The following is a 15,753-nucleotide window of genomic DNA, read 5'->3' as shown; positions in this document are numbered from 1 at the left end:
GCCGCTGGCAAACACTCCAAGTCGTTTCCAGGGCGTCGATGACGCTATGGTTTATGCGGATCTAGGAGAGGAACAAGACACGTGGCCCTCGAACCCGCCGCCGCCGATCCCGCTGACGTCGCCAGGAAACGCGCTGCAGCCCCTGGGCTCAAATTGCCGCCCACTCCCGAATGGGTGCTCGACGCCGACGGCCGCATCTTGGACCTGAAGATGGAGGGCATGACGTTCTTGCGCCAATTGCGCAATTACCTCGGCATGGTCCTCTTCAACACCTACGTCACCTACATTCCGTCGCACACGATCCGGCAAGGCGTCTTGCGGATGTTGGGCGCCACCATCGGCAAGGGCTCGACGATCATGCGCGGCACGACGGTGTTCGACGTCGAATTCCTGACCATTGGGAACAACAGCACGATCGGTTTTCGCTGCTTTCTCGATTCCCGCGCCGGGCTTTACATCGGCGACAACGTCACCATTGCCAGCGACACCCACATTCTCGGCGGCGGTCACGACATCGATCACCCCGACTTCCCGCCCGTCCCGATCCCGACCGTCATCGAGGACTACGTCTGGATCGCGAGCCGCGCGTTCATCTTGCCGTCCCACATCAAGCGCGGCGCCGTCGTCGCCGCGCAGGCCGTGGTGAACAAGGACGTCGGCGAACTCGAAGTCGTCGGAGGCGTGCCCGCCAAGGTGATCGCGAAGCGCAATCCCGACGCCCTGGGCTACAGCGCCCACTACCGGCCACTGTTCTTCTGATGACCGACGGCACCAGCGTGTCTGAGCCGTCCACCCCGAAGGCCGCGCCCAGCAACATCGCCAAGACCCTGATGGCGATGCTGTGGATGTATGGCGGGCGCGGCGTCGGCATGCTGTGGACGCTCGCCATCGTGGGGCGCCTCGGCGTCGCCAACTACGGCCTGTACGGCATGGGCTACGCACTGTCTGCGGTGGTTGGCCCTCCACTCGACCAGTCGTTCAACGTCCGTGCGATGCGGGAGTCCGAGGACCGCTTCCTTGCCGAGCGCACGACGCGCTACCTGCTCGGGGCGACGCTGACGGCGACCGGCGTGGCGCTCATGGGCGTGAACTACATCGCCTGGCTCGGGCTGGTCGTCGCCGGCGGTGAAATGGCTTGCAACGCATGGCTGAGCCAAGCCGTTCGCGATGGCCATGCCGATCGCTACTGGCGCGTCGGCACGATCCGCCAGTGCGCCAGCGTCGCGCTCGCCTGCGCCTACATGTTCGGCACACCCCATCCGAGCCTGCAGGTCGCGACCATGCTGTACTGCACGCAGTACGTGGTGATCTTCATCGTCGGCGGGCTGCGCATCCTGGGGCATCGCCCTGGGATTCCCGGGCAGCCGAAGCTGATCGCGGCGCTCACCGGCGAAACGCTGGGCATGTGCCTCTATCTTCAGGGCGACGTCCTGCTGCTGGGCTTCCTCACCGACAACACGACCGTCGGTTACTACACGCTCACGGTCACCGTGACGGTTGCACTCGCGGCAGTCGGCCAGGCCTTCGGCATGACCTACCACGAACCACTGCGCCTCAGCGGCGGTGAACTGTCCAGTGGGCCACCGCTGCGCACCACGCTGCTCATCGGCGGCGGCACAGGCCTTTTGGTGCTCATCACCGGAATCGTGCTGCTGATCTCGCCGGCGCCCACCGAACTGGCCGTCGCGATGCTCCTCATGGCCGCCTTCTGCGCCATGCGGACGATCAGTTCGATTCTGCAAGTGATCCTCTACGCGCAGCGCCGCGACGTGATTCGGCTGGTCGCCAACCTCGGGCTGGTGCCGGTCAAACTGGGCCTGCTGGCCGCACTGGTCGCCGTACTGTCGGGCTCCGGCGCCATCGCCGCAGCCATCGCCACCGTCATCACCGATGCGATACTGCTGGCGATCTACGCCACGGCGATCTACGGACCGAAGCGATCGAAGGCGGAGGCCTGAACGACGTCTCTACGTCGCAGGGGCAGGTGCCCGCCTGACATCCGAGGCGACCACCTCTTCGTCATCCAGCGGCGGGAGTTGCGTGGGACCGGGCAATTGCCGCGCCCTGTCGACGAAGACCAGATACGCCAGGAGAAACCCGAAGGCGATCACGCTCTGCGGAATGTCGACCACGGGATGGTCGAGTTGCAATGCCACGACGCAGAACCCGATGAAGACGCCACCGTAAATCGCGGCAGGCAGTGAGTCGGAGCGCAATGCTCGATAACTCATGATGCAGCCCATGACGAGAATCGCGATGAAGATCAGCCCGACGATGATTCCGGCGCGATAAATGGCGATCAGGGGCGAATTCGACACGAAATTCAAGTTGAACGCGAAGGCGCCGTCGACGAATTCCCGCCTACCCCAACCGAGCCCGAACGGCCAGTGCCCCGCCATATGGCCCGGCCACTCGGCTAGGGCGCGCCCCCGATCCGACGCGCCCTGGTCGTCGCTGCCGAACGAGGACAGGATGCGAGTACGGACGGCCGGCACCATGAGCGCGCCGACGGCAGCAAAGCCCACCGAACCCAACAGGACCAGCCGATGGCGGGAGCGCATCGTGTGGAAGAGCGCGACCAGGACGATGCCCATCAGCACGCTGAAGATCGCGGCGCGGCTCAGCGTCAACACGATCGCCGCCGAGAGGATCGCCGTCACGGCAAGGCGCAGCTTGCCCTTGAGCAGGACGACGCCCATCACGAGCGCCGGCACCAATCCGATTCCGGCGATGTTGGGATCGACCCACGTCCCACCGAGCCTGGCAAATCTGCTTGCCCCCTCATCGGTGAAGATGAATCGACCGGTCTCCTCGCGGGCGTAGTCGAAGATGCTGAGGACCTTGATGAACTGGTGATTCGGGTCCGCCGCCACGATGGCGATGCCGAAGAGCGCGTTGGCCGTCGCGGCATAGACGTAAATCCGTCCGAAGCGGGCGAGGTTGTCCCGCGACAGTCGAAGCATCGCGATCATGACGAGCGTCGCGATGACCCACCGCACGAACACCGTCACGTCGACGAGGTCGCGGCCGGTGAAGATCAGCGACACCCCCGACGACAGCAGCAGGAGCACCACGGCCTTTTCCAGCGGATGGAACGGCACGTGGTTGGACTCGTGGACGACTGCGGCCAGCAACGCGCCCGCGGCGAACGGCAAATACAGGGGTACGTGGACGCCAGGAAAGTACCCGAACGGCAGTGCGCCCATCACGAACGCCAGGCCCCAGAACAACCACAACGGGTGACGTATGCCGATGTAGACACTGATCAGCAACGCGATCACGCCCGCAACGGCAAGCGTCACCGGTTCACCGCCGATGATCGCCAGTGCCGCGACTACGGGGCAAACCAACAGGATGCCGATACCGGTCGCGGCTTCGGACCGTGAGCTGATGCCGAATGTCACGCCATACATCCTCGCACTGAGTTCGCTGAATGCAACAATTGACTCCCCGCGGCGAGGCGCTTGTCTCTTGCCAGCCAGCATTCTCGCGGAAATCCGACCGCGTGCCTGATTTCGGAATGCGGCCGAATTCGGCGCCCTTGCAACGAACCTCGTTTCGGCTCCGTTCGGGTGCCGTTGACGCGGCTCGGCCCGTCCTCGCAGCGACGTTTGCTGTAACCGCCGTTTGCGGTGCTGTGGTCGCACCTTCCAGCCACGCGCCCACCGCGGCGACTACGGTAACCTTGTCCGCGATGAACCACCCATTCGTAGCGAAACCCGTGCTGAACGTTGCAAACGGACTGCGGCCGAAGTCCGCGAGTGCGTAAGCCCGTAATCCGTGAGCGTCGAAGTGCCGTGCACGACGCCGCCAACGACGGTCTTTGCCGCGCAGTCCGATCGCACCGCCAACGTTGCTGCCGCACCTTCGGTCCATCCAGCCCTTTCCGCGAGCGATGGAATGGTGACCGCCACGAATCCGGTCCCATGAGGTCGTCGTCGGTGAACGCGATGCCGACGCTCGCTCGGCGGCCACGGGTGGCGCCATGGGTCACGTCCCACATTTCCGACAACTCCTTTGCCGGCGCGACGGTGTGTGAAAGCGTTTTCATCGCACCGGAAAACCCGTGCGGCGAGTTTGCCCACAGGCAACCGGTCCCTGCCAGCATCGACCGGCGAGGCTAAGTGTCAGAAGAGACCGAACAGATCCACGACGACGATTCGATGGTCGACGGGGCGCTGCCGATGCGTCCCGCCCCGCGTCGTGACATCGGCCTGCCGGCTCGCGTTGCTCGCGTGTTCCTGATCGCAGTGTTGGTAGTGACCACGTTGTTGGGGCTGATGGGCACGAGTGGCTACATCCTCTTCACCGCTGCCCGATCCGACCCGTTGCAGCGGGCGGACGCCGTGATCGTGCTGGCGGGCGAACACGACGGCCGAGAGGACTATGGGATCGCCTTGGCCCGAGATGGCTGGGCGCCCAACGTGGTGTTGTCCAATCCCTATCCGGACGACGACTCCGTCATGGCCAGGGCATGCACGCCGTCAACCCCGCGGATCAACGTCATCTGCGCCCGGCCATCCTCGTTCACCACACGCGGGGAGGCCGAGATGATGCAGAAGCTGGCCGCCGAGAAGTCATGGACCACGATCATCGTCGTCACGTGGAACTACCATCTGCCACGCGCCAGATTGGTTTTCCGCCAGTGCTTTTCGTCCGCGACCAACGTCGCGGTGATGCGCGGGGTTCCCCGCAGCTACGACTTCTCGCTGGCACACTGGGAGTTGGTCTACGCCTACCAGTTCGGCGCGCTCGCGAAGGCATACGCCCAAGGCGACTGCGACTGAGATGACGCTCCCTCAGGCGGGCTTGCGCAGGACGACAGTCGCGAAGCTCGTCAGGGCGGGTACCGGATGGTCAAGCAGGTAGCGCGTTTTGGCGCGTTCCGCCACGTTCAAGCCGGGAATCTTCTCGTAGTAGAGGTGTCCGAACGCAGCGTTCCACGCCTCGACCTTGAAACCCACGCTCTCGTAACGCTTTATGGCCCGCTGCGTGGGTCCGGTGCACCACCGGTAGTACGCGGGGAACTTCTGCAGCTTGGGATCGGTGAAGCGCACCGGCTGCACCCTGCGCAGCATCGACCGAGTCAGATTCTCCGGCACGAGCCGGTTGATCACGAAGGGCAGCGTGAAGAGCGTCGGGAAGAAGTGCACCGACAATCCGCCTGGCCGAAGGATCTTGAAGCAGTTCTCGTGAAAGGCGCGGGCGTCGGGGAGGTGCTCGCACAGCATCTTGGAGAACACGAGGTCGTACGCCTCGTGATCGTCCTCGATTGGCTTGCACAAGTCGGCGACGCGTGTCTTCACGTCGCCGTCGGCCTTCTCCAGCTCAGTCGCCGAGATGTCGACGACGACGCGCTCCTGTGCGAAACCCCACCTGTCGGTGTCGGCCACCATCGGATTGGCGCCGCCCCCAAGCTCGGCGACGGAGCCAACGCTTTCCCGCTTCGCGAGGTCGACGAGCAAGTCGTCATAAGCCTGCCAGAGCTCATCCAAACCGGTGTACGTGACTTCGACGGCCTGGTTTCCCATATTCACACTCCAAGATGTAGGGCTGCAGCAAATCATACATGGCAGATTGCGCCTCGCACGGAATGGTATCCGAAGGCAGCGTTGCCTCGGCAAACGGCACGTGGACGATGGATTTCGGCGTGATCGGGATTGTCATGACCCATCCCATTGATGCTGCACAGTAGCAAATGATCTTGCGCGTAAGAACTCAGTCGGGGCCGCACTTCCTACCGCACATCGACGTCCACCCCGGTAGCAAGATCTCCACACTCGACGGCCAGCACGTCGGCGCGACCAGCGAGGAACGTCCGGGCACCCTCGTCGCCGTGCAGCGTCTCGATCAGCGCATCGACGTGCCTTCGGGCGATCACCACCGGATGGCCGGGGCGCCCGCCGTACGTCGCCCTGGCCAGGCCGGAGGACGTGGACCGGGCGGCGGTCAGCACCCGGGCGATCACGTCGGGACCCACGTCGGGGAGATCGACGAGGTGCAGCACCACGTAGTCGGCACCGTCTGTCGCCGCGAGTCCGGCACGCAGTGACGCGCTGAGCCCGTCCTCCCAATCCGCGGTCTCGACCGCCCGTGCCGGCGCAGGCACGTCGACGACGGCCGCCCCCAGCACCACCACGATGTCGCCGCACCCGCCCTCGCTGAGCGCGTCGACCGCCTTGCGCAGCCACTCCCCGTGTTCGGCAAGCACTTTCGGCATTCCGAAGCGCGTACCGGCCCCGGCGGCGAGCAGCACACCGGCGACGGAGCTGGACCTCGACATGCGAACAGTGTGAACCTGCCGGATTCTGGGACGCATGTCCGCCCCGCCTGCCGAAGAGGCCGAGAAGCCGAAGAAGCGCTTCGGCCGGCTCGGCGAGTTGCCATAGTCGACGCTGTGACGACGCCACCCGCACTCGGCCTCGACGGCTTCAACCGCATTGGCGAACGGCAGCGCATGCACCTGCTGTTCGGGGTGTGCGCGTCGCCGATCTGGGCGCGCCGCGTGCTGGCAGGCGCTCCGTTCGCCGACGTCGACGCCCTGCTCGAGCGCGCCGATCGGATACTCGCCGAATTGCCCGACGCCGAGATCGACGCCGCGCTGGACGGGCATCCCCGCATCGGCGACCGGGTGGACAACGATGCATCGGCCCGGGAACAAGCCGGCGTGGCGTCGGCCGGCGACGATGTGCGGGCGGCGCTGGCCGCGGGCAACCGGGCATACGAGGAAAGGTTCGGCTACGTGTACCTGGTGTGCGCCAGCGGCCGCTCCGCCGACGAACTGCTGGCGATTCTCATCGAACGGCTCGGCAACGATCCCGAGACCGAACGCCGCGTGATGCGCGACGAACTTGCGAAGATCAACAGGCTTCGGTTGCAACGGCTGCTGAGCGCGCCGGCCGACGAGGCAGGATCGAACGCATGACCGTCTCCACGCACGTCCTCGACGCCGTATCCGGCGGGCCTGCCACGGGAGTGCCCGTCACGCTGCTCGATGCGCACGACGCGGTGTTGCACAGCGCGACCACCGATGCCGACGGCCGCGTCGCCAACCTCGCCGACCATCTCGCCGCCGGGGTGTACCGGCTGCGCTTCGACACCGCGCACTACTTCGCCGCAGCGCGGATCACCGGCTTCTACCCGGAGATCGTGATCGCGTTCGAAGTCACCGACGCCTCAGCCAAGTACCACGTGCCAGTGCTGTTGTCGCCATACGCCTATTCGACCTACCGAGGGAGTTGAGCACGTGTCGGGCATCATCCTTGGCAAGAACCAGTACGGCAAGGCCGAGAATCGCGTGGTGCGGATCTACCGCGACAACCCTCGGCACGAGATCCACGACGTCAACGTATCCACTTGCCTGCGTGGCGATTTCAGTGCAGCGCATCTGGCGGGTGACCAGTCCGACGTGTTACCCACCGACAGCCAGAAGCAGACCGCGTACGCCTTCGCCAAGGAGAAGGGCCTGCAGTCGATCGAGGACTACGGGCTCGCGCTGGCGCGGCACTTCGTGCACGACGTCGCACCCGTTGAGGGCGCGCGCATCGAGATCGAGGAATACGCGTGGGAACGCGCGGTGGTCGACGGCACCGAGCACGATTACACCTGGATGCGGAAGGGGCAGGAAGTGCGCACCGCCGCGATCACGGTCGACGGCACCGGTGAGTGGGTGGTCGGCGGACTCAAGGATCTGGTGATCCTCAAGTCGACGGGTTCGGAGTTCGCCGGCTTTCTGACCGACCCGTACACAGTGCTGGAGCCCACCCACGATCGAGTGATGGCAACGTCGCTGGTCGCCCAGTGGCGGTTCGACACCACCGAGGCCGATTGGGAGGAGACCTACGTCGGTGTGAAGGCGCAGTTGGTCAAGCAGTTCGCGGTGGTGCAGTCGCTGGCGCTGCAGCAGACCCTCTACGAAATGGGCAAGGCCGTGCTGGAGGCCTACCCCGCGATCGTCGAGGTCAGGCTGTCGGCGCCCAACAAGCACCACTTCGTCTACGACCTGTCGCCATTCGGGCTGGACAACCACAACGAGGTGTTCCACGCCGACGATCGGCCCTACGGCCTCATCCAGGCGACGGTCACCCGCGACGACGCGCCTGCTCCAGGACCGGCCTGGGACCAGCAACGGGGATGGCTGGCTTGATTCACTAGAGATTCACCTCGTCGGTTTGTCGATGCATGGCGAGCGGCGTACCGTTCGAAGCAAGGTTGAAACAACCAGCCGATTGGAAGCGTCATCACACGGCTTTGAGACGCAGGGCCCATCGATTCTTGACGTGAACCACAGTACGAAAAAAGTCCTACTGATGGAGTCACAATGTCTACGTTCGAATCCTCCCGTCCGGCTGCGCCGGAATCCGAAATCACCTGCCACACTGCCCGTCTCGCGACGCGCTGGCTACACCCGTCCGTCGTCGTGGTCGTCGCGAACGGCGAACTCGACGCCGCGAACGCGCAGGACTTCGTCTCGTACGCGCTTCGCCACGCCGACGCGGTGAATCACCTGGTGCTCGACCTCGAAGGCATCGAATTCTTTGGGGCTTCCGGCTTTTCGGCCCTCCACACCCTCAACGTGCGGTGTGCTGCGGATGGCACGGAATGGGCCATGGTGCCCGGCAAGGCGGTGACTCGCCTACTGCAGATCTGCGATCCGGATACGACGCTGCCCGTGGCGGCTGACCTCGACGCCGCACTCGACATCGTCCACGGCGCGCAGCGTCGGCTACTGCAGCTGGTCCCGCAGGCGCGCTAGGGACTTCGCCAACAAGCGCGACACGTGCATCTGGGAGATGCCGACCCGCTCGGCGATCTGCGTCTGCGTCATCGACTCGAAGAACCGCAGGATCAGCACGGTGCGCTCACGCTCCGGCAGCGCTTCGAGCAGCGGACGTAGGGCTTCCCGGTTCTCGATCCGGTCGAGGTTGGTGTCGACGTCACCGAGTGTGTCGGCGATCGCGGGAGCCTCTTCGGTGCCGCTGCCGCCGTCGATCGACATCGTGTTGTAGGAGCTGCCGGCGATCAGGCCCTCGACCACCTCGTCGCGGTCCATCTCGAGCTCCGCGGCCAGTTCCGAGGGGGTCGGGGCACGGCCCAGGCGCTGGGACAATTCCGCCGTCGCCGCGCCAAGCCGCAGATGGAGTTCCTTGAGCCGCCGCGGCACCTTGACCGACCAGCTGTTGTCCCGGAAGTGCCGACGGACCTCACCCATGATGGTCGGCACCGCGAACGACACGAAGTCCGAGCCGGCCTCCACGTCGAACCGGATCACCGCGTTCACCAAGCCGACCCGGGCCACCTGCACCAGGTCGTCGCGGGGTTCACCTCTGCCGTCGAATCGCCTGGCGATGTGGTCGGCGAGCGGCAGGCACCGCTCCACGATGGCGTCGCGCTGGCGGGTGAACTCAGCCGCGTCCTCGTCGAGTTCCCGTAGCTCGCGGAACATGTCGACGACATCGGCATATTCAGAGTTCGATCGCGACGCCGAACCCCGAGAGGGCGAAGACGTCACCGCAGCGAGCTCGCTCGTCTCGTCGTCATGGAGATGCCGAAGACCGCGCCTTCGTCGATCGCCTCGCCGTTCTGGAAGGTCTTCACCTCGTCCGTCAACGAACTCAAGACGTGCCAGCTGAAGCTGCCGGGAGCCATGATGTCCCGGGACGTGCAGGTCGTGGACGCGTCGATCACCAGTTCGTCGTCACTCGGACGAACCGCGAGAACGAGGGTGGAGCCGGCAACGGCGGACCGGATCAGCCGGGTGCAGGCCTCATCGACGGCGAGGCGCAGGTCGGCGACGGTGTCCATGTCGAGGTCTTCGAAGGTGCCGACAGCCGCGATCAGTGTGCGCAGCATCGCAAGGTTCTCGAGCTTGGCAGCAACCCGGAACTCGACCTCGTTGTCCACACGCCCTCCTGGTGATGTCTGAATGAGACTACCCTTGGAATTCCAGCTAACCACGCACCCTCCGCTCAGCAGCGCGTGCGAGTTCGCGGCTACCGCCGGTCACGAATTCCGCAATTTGGAGATCGACTTCGCCGTGGCGATCAAAGCTGCCATCTGCTTCGAACCGCCGTGCCGTCGCAGCCCCTCATACGTCGTCTCGTCGTTGATTGATGCTGCGGGCATGTTGCGACCTCCTGGTTGAAACTTCAGGCACCGGATGCCCATACCGGTGCCCGCCGAAACACCGTTCCGCCCCGAACGACGCACCACGTGGGCGCTTGCGTTTACGCCCGCGTAAGTAAAGTCGGTGTAGGCGGTTAATCCCTTGCTACACAAGGCAATTCGTGCCCTGCTTTGCTAGGTACGTTTGACGGTCATGCGAGCCGGGAAACCCGTGGTTGCACGCAACGACCGAGAGGTAGTCATGACCGAGAAGAACAGCGGACCCGAAGAAGCCATCAAGGGCGTCGTCGAAGACGTCAAGGGCAAGGCCAAGGAGGCCGTCGGCACCGTAACCGGCCGCAACGACCTCATCCGCGAGGGCCACGCCCAGCAGGACAAGGCCGAAGCGCAGCGTGACGTCGCCCGCAAGGAGGCCGAAGCAGAGGCCGCCCGAAGCAGCGCCGCCGCCGCCGAGAAGAAGCAACAAGCCGAGCAGAACTGATTGACGACGCCGTCTGCGCGTGGACCCTCAGGAGTCCACGCGCAGATGCGCGGTCAGTAACAACCGGTCGTATTCCGGCCGAGTGGGCAGGACTTCGTCATAGACGAGGCCCAGGAAGTCCTTCGTGACCTGCTCGGCCAGCACGCGCAGCTTGACGTTGGACTCCTGGGATCGCCACTTGAGCAGCTCGAACGCCGAGTCGGCCGAGATCCGATAGATCAGCATCAACATGCCCTTGGCCTGTTCGATGCCGCCGCGGGCCTCGGCGATTTCCGCGACCGCTTCGGTGACCTTCTCTTCCCTGGCCTCGGTGACGGACGGCGTGACGTCGACGTAGAAGCCGTCGGAACCGACGACCGCATCGCCGTCGTCGCGCATCTGCTGGCCGATCACCACCACGTGGTGGACTTCGCCGTGGGTGTCGATGATCCTGTGCCGGGTGCTGAAGGCACCCGCCGTGCGGCGGATCTCCTCGATGGTCGCGGCTACCTGGCGGTAGTCGTCGGGATGCTTGTGCGAGAGCACCAGTGCGGTGGTGGGTTGGACGGAGCCGGGCTGGTAGCCGTGCATGAGCTCGACTTGCGGCGACCATTCCCAGCGCTCGTCGGCGAAGTAGAAGCGGAACCAGCCGACACGCTGCGGCGCGCCGCCAGCCAAGGCGTATTCGACGGACGGCAAGTCAGCTGGTCCGTCGACGCCTCCCCCCGAGAACTCGGCGACCTCGTCCGTCATGATCAGAGATTAAACTGAATCCGGCCTCTCGGCGATGCGCTTGATCGCTTCCAGTCGCCGGTCCCATCGTCGGCCGATCGTTTCGAGTTCACCGGCCAGCGCGCTGAGGCACGCCCCGATTGCGCGGTACCGGATCTCGCGGCCCGCGCGAACGGATTCCACCAGGCCTGCCTCGGCGAGCACGGCGAGATGTTTGGCGATGGCCTGCCGGCTCACGGGCAGCCGGCCGGCCAACGCACTGGCCGACAGGTCACGGGCGCCGATCTCGGACAGAATGCGCCACCGGGTCTCGTCGCCTAGCACCGAGAGCATCGCAGGCACGTTCGCCGTGTCGGTCACCGCGATTCCAGGAACTCCACGAGTTCGCCGAGTTCGGCGCGCCAGCCGGCGGTGTTGCCGTCGTGCGCTGCCTGAGGATCGTCGAGCTCCTCGAAGCCGGTCTCCAACAACGTCAGCCGGGTGCCTCCTTCGGATTCGGTGAGGTCGAACCGCACGAGTGTCGAATTGCCCGGCACGGGATCGACGTTCTCTTCCCGGGCCCAGCGGTAGATCAGGGTCTTGGGCCGGTCGGCGTGTTCGATGGCCACGCGGAACGTGCCGTGCGCCGCCGAGCCGAAGGAGCCCTTGCCACCGGGCGTCGGGTCGAATTCACACGTGTCGCCGAACCATTGGACGATCAGTTCGGGTTCGGTGAGGGCGGCCCACACCTTCTCGGCGGGTGCGTTGATGTCGATGGTGCGGGTGATGTCGAGCGTGGTCACGGGTGCCTCTCGGGTGGGGAGTCGATGTGCAACTTCAGAATTGCACATCCGAATCTTTGGCGCAACCGCGGAGTTGCAGTTCGTTTCGCGGATATCGCATCGAGCGTGCGGTGACGCCAACGCTTGATTACCGTCGATAGGTGGATCTCAACACCGTCGAGGCGGTCGTCACCCCCCGCCGCCGCGATGAGGTGTGGCCGCTGGGCCCCCACGACGCGTTGCTGGCAGGCGGGACGTGGTTGTTCTCGGAACCTCAACCGCACGTGCGCAGGCTGGTGGACCTCACGGGACTGCGCTGGCAGCCGATCACCGTGGGCGACAACGAGATCGAGCTCAGCGCAACCTGCACGCTTGCCGAGGTGTCGGCGTTGTCCACCCAACTGCTGCGCAGCAGGCCGGACTGGCTGGCGGCTCCGCTATTCCACCAGTGCTGCACGGCACTTCTGGCGTCGTTCAAGATCTGGCGCACCGCGACCGTCGGCGGGAACATCTGCCTGTCCTTTCCCGCGGGCGCGATGATCTCGTTGGCCTCGGCACTCGACGGGCAACTCGTCGTGTGGCGCGCCGATGGGAGTGACTATCGGCTGCCGGTCACCCAGTTCGTCACGGGCAGTGCCGCGAACCTGCTGGCTCTCGGCGACGTCATGCGTTCGGTACACCTGAGCGCCAAGGCACTACGGGCACGTACCGCCTACCGCAAGCTTGCTCCGTCGCCGCTGGGCCGGTCCGGCGTGGTGGTGATCGGCCGTCGTGACACCGACGCGGACGGCGGCGGCTTCATGGTGTCGGTGACCGCCGCGACGGTGCGGCCGTACGTCTTCGAATTCGCGTCTCTCCCCGGCGACGACGAGCTCGTGGCCGCCCATGCCGGCATCCCGGACGACGCCTGGACCGAGGATCCGCACGGCGACCCGGACTGGCGCCGTGCCATGACCCTGCTCCTGGCCCGACAGGTGCGGGAGGAGCTGTCGTGACGATCATCGTGAACGGCCAAGCGCTGCAGGATGATCCGTGGCCAGGGCAGTGCCTACGCACGTACCTGCGCGATAACGGTCACGTCGAGGTGAAGAAGGGCTGCGACGCCGGCGATTGCGGTGCCTGTTCGGTGCTGGTCGACGGCTCCCCCGTGCACTCCTGCGTGTTCCCCGCATTCCGGGCGGCCGGCCGCACCATCACTACCGTGGCGGGCCTCGGCAGCCCCGACGACCTGCATCCGGTGCAGCGCCGGTTCGTCGAGGCGGCGGGGTTCCAGTGCGGCTTCTGCACCGCGGGGATGATCACCACCGCAGCTGCGCTCCCCGACGACCAAGTCGCCGATCTGCCACAGCAGTTGAAGGGCAACCTGTGCCGCTGCACCGGATACCGGTCGATCACCGACGCGTTGGCCGGGCGAACCAACACCGAGAAGTCCGGCGGGACGGCCGACGCGGGGCGTTCGATCGGCGCGCCCGCCGGTGTGCGGGTGGTGACCGGGACCGAGCAGTACACCATGGACCACCTGCCGGAGGGGTTGCTGCACATGGCCGTGCTGCGCGCTCCCCTGCCGCACGCCCGCATCGTCGCCATCGACACCTCTGCCGCCGAACGGATGGCTGGCGTGCGGCTGGTCCTCACGCACCGCGACAGTCCGCCGGTGGCGTTCTCGACCGCCCGGCACGAGGACCGGCTCGACGATCCCGACGACACCTACCTGCTCGACGACACGGTGCGGTTCGTCGGTCAGCGGGTTGCCGCCGTCGTCGCCGACAGTGCTGCGATCGCCGAGAACGCCTGCCGTGCAATCACCGTCGAGTACCAGGAGCTGCCCGCGGTATTCGACCCCGAGGCTGCGCGGTCACCCGGCGCGCCCCTGGTGCACGGCGACAAGGGCGCCGACTCCCGCATCGCCGACACCTCGCGCAACGTCGTCGCCGAACTGCACGGTGGCGTCGGTGACGTCGACGCCGGGGAGGCAGCCGCTCGGGCCAGCGGCGGTGCCGTGGTGAGCGGCCGCTGGACGACGCAGCGGGTGCAGCACGCGCACCTGGAGACCCACGGCAGCACCGGATGGCTGGACGAGCGCGGACGCTTGGTGATCCGGACCAGCTCGCAGGTGCCGTTCCTGGTCCGCGACGAGTTGTGCCACGTGTTCGGCCTGGACCGCGCGCAAGTGCACGTCTTCACGCGGCGGGTGGGCGGAGGCTTCGGCGGCAAGCAGGAGATGCTGACCGAGGACATCGTCGCGTTGGCAGTCCTTCGGCTCGGCTGGCCGGTGCGCTACGAGTTCAGCAGGACCGACGAATTCGTCGCGGCGCCGTGCCGACACCCGTTCCGCGTCGACGCCACGGTGGCCGCGGGCCCCGACGGAGTGCTGACCGCGCTGGCGGTGGACGTCCTCGTCGACGCGGGCGCGTACGGCAACCACAGCCCCGGCGTGATGTTCCACGGCTGCAGCGAGTCAATCTCGGTCTACCGCTGCGCGAACAAGCGCGTCGACGCCCAGACCGTCTACACCAACAACATTCCGTCGGGCGCGTTCCGCGGCTACGGGCTGGGGCAGATGATCTTCGCCGTGGAGTCCGCGCTCGACGAATTGGCCGCTCGGCTCGGCATCGACCCGTACGACTTGCGGCGGCGCAACGTCGTGGTGCCCGGCGACGCGTTCACCGATTCGCATGTGCTGTCCGACGATCTGACGTTCGGCAGCTATGGGCTCGACCAGTGCCTGGACCTGGCGCAGCAGGCGCTGGCGACCGGCAACGGGGTGGCGGCCCCCGACGGTCCTTCGTGGCGAGTGGGCGAGGGCATGGCGATCGCGATGATCGCGACCATTCCGCCGCGGGGTCACTTCGCCGAGGTGACGATCTCCGCGGACGCCGACGGTGGCTTCACGTTGTCGGTGGGCACGGCGGAATTCGGCAACGGCACCACCACCGTGCATGCCCAGCTCGTCGCGACCGAGTTGAACACAACGGTCGACAAGGTGCGCATCCAGCAATCCGACACGGATGCAACGGGTTACGACACGGGTGCGTTCGGCTCGGCAGGCACCGTGGTGGCCGGGCTCGCAGTGCAGGCGGCCTGCCGCGACCTGCGGGCGCAGATCGCCGCCGGCGCCGACGCGCCGCTGGTCGGCCGGGGCCGCCACGACGGCACCCCGCGGTCGGTGGCGTTCAACGTGCACGCGGTACGGGTCGCCGTCGACGTCGACACCGGCCGGGTGCTGATCCTGCAGTCGGTGCAGGCCGCGGATGCCGGCGTCGTGATGAACCCCGAGCAGTGCCGCGGGCAGGTCGAGGGCGGCGTCGCCCAGGCGATCGGCTCGGCGCTGTACGAGGAGATGCGGGTGAGTCCCGACGGCGTCGTGCTCACGAAGGACCTTCGCAATTACCACATTCCGCAACTCGCCGACGTCCCCGTGACCGAGGTGTACTTCGCCGACACCTACGACGAACTGGGACCGCTCGGCGCGAAGTCGATGAGCGAGTCGCCGTACAACCCGGTCGCACCCGCGGTGGCCAACGCCGTCGCCCGTGCGTGCGGTGCGCGACTTCGGCAGTTGCCGATGACGCCGGCCCGGGTGTGGCGCGCGCTTCAGCACGGTGGGGATTAGCCGCTCGGGTTGTCGCACCCCCGTTGACTCTGCGTTGGCGGCGGTGGGCACTCGCACTTTTA

At 66.2% G+C, this 15,753-nt stretch carries 19 protein-coding genes; 10 read left to right on the top strand and 9 right to left on the bottom strand.

The window, feature by feature from the left end:
- Positions 1-81 precede the first annotated feature (81 nt).
- Both N536_RS0120355 and N536_RS0120350 read left to right on the top strand, forming a co-directional pair.
- Entirely contained in the window at positions 82-759 is a 678-nt protein-coding gene (locus N536_RS0120355) for an acyltransferase (RefSeq protein WP_029115298.1), read from the top strand.
- A complete protein-coding gene (locus N536_RS0120350) occupies positions 759-1,958 on the top strand; it encodes a hypothetical protein (RefSeq protein WP_051574637.1) in 1,200 nt (399 codons plus the stop codon). The genes N536_RS0120355 and N536_RS0120350 overlap by 1 nt, the downstream gene beginning before the upstream one ends.
- A 9-nt stretch (positions 1,959-1,967) precedes the next feature.
- Here N536_RS0120350 and N536_RS38990 read toward each other — a convergent pair whose 3' ends face one another.
- The gene (locus N536_RS38990; protein WP_155948663.1) at positions 1,968-3,404 is read right to left on the bottom strand and encodes an O-antigen ligase; all 1,437 of its coding nucleotides are present in this window, start codon (positions 3,402-3,404) and stop codon (positions 1,968-1,970) included.
- Positions 3,405-4,124: 720 nt separating this feature from the next.
- Here N536_RS38990 and N536_RS0120340 point away from each other — a divergent pair.
- Entirely contained in the window at positions 4,125-4,787 is a 663-nt protein-coding gene (locus N536_RS0120340; RefSeq protein ID WP_231514589.1) for a YdcF family protein, read from the top strand.
- A gap of 12 nt (positions 4,788-4,799) precedes the next feature.
- Here N536_RS0120340 and N536_RS0120335 read toward each other — a convergent pair whose 3' ends face one another.
- Entirely contained in the window at positions 4,800-5,531 is a 732-nt protein-coding gene (locus N536_RS0120335) for a bifunctional 2-polyprenyl-6-hydroxyphenol methylase/3-demethylubiquinol 3-O-methyltransferase UbiG (protein WP_029115295.1), read from the bottom strand.
- A gap of 206 nt (positions 5,532-5,737) precedes the next feature.
- Positions 5,738-6,283: an NTP transferase domain-containing protein gene (locus tag N536_RS0120330; protein ID WP_029115294.1), complete on the bottom strand. Its 546-nt coding sequence runs from the start codon at positions 6,281-6,283 to the stop codon at positions 5,738-5,740.
- A 114-nt stretch (positions 6,284-6,397) separates the two neighbouring features.
- Between N536_RS0120330 and uraD the strand changes: the two genes are divergently transcribed.
- The 4 genes from uraD (at position 6,398) to N536_RS0120310 (ending at position 8,755) form a co-directional block, all read left to right on the top strand.
- A complete protein-coding gene (gene uraD / locus N536_RS0120325) occupies positions 6,398-6,925 on the top strand; it encodes a 2-oxo-4-hydroxy-4-carboxy-5-ureidoimidazoline decarboxylase (RefSeq protein ID WP_029115293.1) in 528 nt (175 codons plus the stop codon).
- Complete coding sequence (gene uraH / locus N536_RS0120320; protein ID WP_029115292.1) at positions 6,922-7,242, top strand: hydroxyisourate hydrolase; 321 nt, start codon at positions 6,922-6,924, stop codon at positions 7,240-7,242. The genes uraD and uraH overlap by 4 nt, the downstream gene beginning before the upstream one ends.
- A 4-nt stretch (positions 7,243-7,246) precedes the next feature.
- Positions 7,247-8,146 (top strand): factor-independent urate hydroxylase, encoded by a 900-nt coding sequence (gene pucL, locus N536_RS0120315; protein ID WP_029115291.1) that lies wholly within the window; start codon positions 7,247-7,249, stop codon positions 8,144-8,146.
- Between the two features lie 174 nt (positions 8,147-8,320).
- On the top strand, positions 8,321-8,755 hold the full coding sequence (locus N536_RS0120310; RefSeq protein ID WP_029115290.1) for an STAS domain-containing protein: 435 nt from the start codon (positions 8,321-8,323) through the stop codon (positions 8,753-8,755).
- Here the strand turns inward: N536_RS0120310 and N536_RS0120305 are convergent.
- From N536_RS0120305 to N536_RS43365, 3 genes are all read right to left on the bottom strand, one after another.
- Complete coding sequence (locus N536_RS0120305; protein WP_029115289.1) at positions 8,726-9,445, bottom strand: RNA polymerase sigma factor SigF; 720 nt, start codon at positions 9,443-9,445, stop codon at positions 8,726-8,728. The two genes, N536_RS0120310 and N536_RS0120305, sit on opposite strands and share 30 nt — an antisense overlap.
- A gap of 62 nt (positions 9,446-9,507) precedes the next feature.
- A complete protein-coding gene (locus N536_RS0120300) occupies positions 9,508-9,903 on the bottom strand; it encodes an ATP-binding protein (RefSeq protein ID WP_231514588.1) in 396 nt (131 codons plus the stop codon).
- 99 nt (positions 9,904-10,002) lie between these two features.
- On the bottom strand, positions 10,003-10,125 hold the full coding sequence (locus N536_RS43365) for a hypothetical protein (protein ID WP_255358464.1): 123 nt from the start codon (positions 10,123-10,125) through the stop codon (positions 10,003-10,005).
- 241 nt (positions 10,126-10,366) lie between these two features.
- Here N536_RS43365 and N536_RS0120290 point away from each other — a divergent pair, with 241 nt between their 5' ends.
- Positions 10,367-10,606, top strand: coding sequence for a CsbD family protein (locus N536_RS0120290; protein WP_029115287.1), 240 nt, complete (start codon positions 10,367-10,369; stop codon positions 10,604-10,606).
- Positions 10,607-10,633: 27 nt separating this feature from the next.
- Here the strand turns inward: N536_RS0120290 and N536_RS0120285 are convergent, their stop codons facing one another.
- Genes N536_RS0120285 through N536_RS0120275 form a run of 3 tightly spaced genes read right to left on the bottom strand, consistent with a single transcriptional unit; the run spans position 10,634 to position 12,099 of the window.
- Positions 10,634-11,338: a PAS and ANTAR domain-containing protein gene (locus tag N536_RS0120285; protein ID WP_029115286.1), complete on the bottom strand. Its 705-nt coding sequence runs from the start codon at positions 11,336-11,338 to the stop codon at positions 10,634-10,636.
- A 9-nt stretch (positions 11,339-11,347) separates the two neighbouring features.
- A complete protein-coding gene (locus N536_RS0120280) occupies positions 11,348-11,650 on the bottom strand; it encodes a helix-turn-helix transcriptional regulator (protein WP_051574658.1) in 303 nt (100 codons plus the stop codon).
- Positions 11,651-11,673: 23 nt separating this feature from the next.
- Positions 11,674-12,099 (bottom strand): SRPBCC domain-containing protein, encoded by a 426-nt coding sequence (locus N536_RS0120275; RefSeq protein WP_029115284.1) that lies wholly within the window; start codon positions 12,097-12,099, stop codon positions 11,674-11,676.
- Positions 12,100-12,239: 140 nt separating this feature from the next.
- Here N536_RS0120275 and N536_RS0120270 point away from each other — a divergent pair, with 140 nt between their 5' ends.
- Together N536_RS0120270 and N536_RS0120265 are read left to right on the top strand one after the other, a co-directional pair.
- Positions 12,240-13,073: an FAD binding domain-containing protein gene (locus N536_RS0120270; protein ID WP_029115283.1), complete on the top strand. Its 834-nt coding sequence runs from the start codon at positions 12,240-12,242 to the stop codon at positions 13,071-13,073.
- Complete coding sequence (locus N536_RS0120265; RefSeq protein WP_029115282.1) at positions 13,070-15,691, top strand: molybdopterin-dependent oxidoreductase; 2,622 nt, start codon at positions 13,070-13,072, stop codon at positions 15,689-15,691. Before N536_RS0120270 ends, N536_RS0120265 begins: the two co-directional genes overlap by 4 nt.
- Positions 15,692-15,753: the final 62 nt, after the last annotated feature.

It is taken from the genome of Mycobacterium sp. URHB0044 (genome assembly GCF_000620625.1).
Classification (GTDB): Bacteria; Actinomycetota; Actinomycetes; order Mycobacteriales; family Mycobacteriaceae; genus Mycobacterium.
The sequence above is the reverse complement of the archived record's forward strand: the minus strand, read 5'-3'. Positions and strand labels throughout refer to the sequence as shown.

Excerpts from the sequence above, each read along its gene's own strand:
- N536_RS0120350 (WP_051574637.1), top strand. The coding sequence starts at position 759 with ATGACCGACGGCACCAGCGTGTCTGAGCCGTCCACCCCGAAGGCCGCG.
- N536_RS0120335 (WP_029115295.1), bottom strand. The coding sequence starts at position 5,531 with ATGGGAAACCAGGCCGTCGAAGTCACGTACACCGGTTTGGATGAGCTC.
- N536_RS0120330 (WP_029115294.1), bottom strand. The coding sequence starts at position 6,283 with ATGTCGAGGTCCAGCTCCGTCGCCGGTGTGCTGCTCGCCGCCGGGGCC.
- uraH (WP_029115292.1), top strand. The coding sequence starts at position 6,922 with ATGACCGTCTCCACGCACGTCCTCGACGCCGTATCCGGCGGGCCTGCC.
- N536_RS0120310 (WP_029115290.1), top strand. The coding sequence starts at position 8,321 with ATGTCTACGTTCGAATCCTCCCGTCCGGCTGCGCCGGAATCCGAAATC.
- N536_RS0120305 (WP_029115289.1), bottom strand. The coding sequence starts at position 9,445 with ATGTTCCGCGAGCTACGGGAACTCGACGAGGACGCGGCTGAGTTCACC.
- N536_RS43365 (WP_255358464.1), bottom strand. The coding sequence starts at position 10,125 with ATGCCCGCAGCATCAATCAACGACGAGACGACGTATGAGGGGCTGCGA.
- N536_RS0120290 (WP_029115287.1), top strand. The coding sequence starts at position 10,367 with ATGACCGAGAAGAACAGCGGACCCGAAGAAGCCATCAAGGGCGTCGTC.
- N536_RS0120285 (WP_029115286.1), bottom strand. The coding sequence starts at position 11,338 with ATGACGGACGAGGTCGCCGAGTTCTCGGGGGGAGGCGTCGACGGACCA.
- N536_RS0120280 (WP_051574658.1), bottom strand. The coding sequence starts at position 11,650 with ATGCTCTCGGTGCTAGGCGACGAGACCCGGTGGCGCATTCTGTCCGAG.